The sequence below is a fragment of the Solemya elarraichensis gill symbiont genome (genome assembly GCF_002021095.1).
GTDB lineage: Bacteria > Pseudomonadota > Gammaproteobacteria > Chromatiales > Chromatiaceae.
The window spans coordinates 1-1,240 of sequence record NZ_MPRK01000356.1; the positions used below are offsets into that span (position 1 = coordinate 1).

The 1,240-nt window shown below is 38.6% G+C and carries 1 protein-coding gene; it reads right to left on the reverse strand.

Going from position 1 to position 1,240, the window contains the following annotated elements:
- On the reverse strand, positions 1–1,171 hold a 1,171-nt coding region (gene hemL, locus BOW51_RS10895), incomplete at its 3' end, for a glutamate-1-semialdehyde 2,1-aminomutase (RefSeq protein ID WP_078477720.1).
- Between the last annotated feature and the right edge of the window lie 69 nt (positions 1,172–1,240).

Below are 1,240 nucleotides of genomic sequence, written 5' to 3' on the forward strand. Positions count from 1 at the left end.
CCTCTGCCAACATTAGGTGGAAGAATTTTTTAAACAATTCAATATTACATTGTGAAGTTTCTTTAAAGTTAGTCACTGATTGAGAATCGGTAAAAAATAAACCAAACATACCACCCACAACGTTAGCAGTCATGCCGATATTGTTTTCCTTAGCTTTAGCCAAAATACCCTTTGTCAATTTCTGAACTTTAGTATTCAAGATGGTATAAAAATTCTCATCTTTTGATAATACGTTTAACATTACTAAACCTGCTGACATTGATATTGGATTTCCTGAAAGCGTTCCTGCTTGATAAACAGGCCCTAATGGCGCAATCGATTGCATAATTTCACGCTTGCCACCAAACGCACCCACTGGTAAACCACCGCCAATCACCTTACCCAATGTTGTTAAATCAGGTTTTACGTTATAAAATGCTTGTGCACCGCCAAGTGCTACACGAAAACCTGTCATCACCTCATCAAAAACTAAAATAACTCCGTACTCATCACATAATTCACGCAATACTTGCAAAAACCCGTCAATAGGTGGGATGCAGTTCATATTACCTGCCACAGGTTCAACAATAATGCAAGCTACTTCAGCACCCACCTCACTTAGCACTTCACATACTTGGTCAATGTTATTGTATTCTAAAGTCAGTGTGTGTTTTGCAAAATCTTTAGGCACGCCAGGTGAGGTTGGCACACCCAATGTCAAAGCGCCAGAACCTGCTTTAATTAGTAATGAGTCAGAATGGCCATGATAACAACCCTCAAATTTGATAATTTTATCTCTGCCCGTATGACCACGTGCCAAACGAATGGCACTCATAGTTGCCTCTGTACCTGAACTGACCATACGAACCAACTCAATTGAAGGCATTAACTCGCATACTTTTTCTGCCAGTTTTGTTTCAATTTGAGTAGGTGCACCAAAACCAAGACCATTTTCCAAAGTTGTTTTAACGGCAATAATAACCGCTTGATTGGTATGGCCTAAAATCATCGATCCCCAAGAAGCAACATAGTCGATATATTTTTTATCATCCTCATCAAAAAGATAAGCACCTTCACCGCGAGTAAAGAAAATAGGACTGCCTCCCACGCCATTAAATGCCCTAACTGGCGAGTTCACTCCGCCAGGAATGACAGTTTTTGCTTGTGCAAACAAAGTTTCTGATTGATTCATGTCTTCTCCTATTTGTTAAAAAATGAGCTTTATATATTTATTGAATAATTTGTGGATATTGTTTTAAAT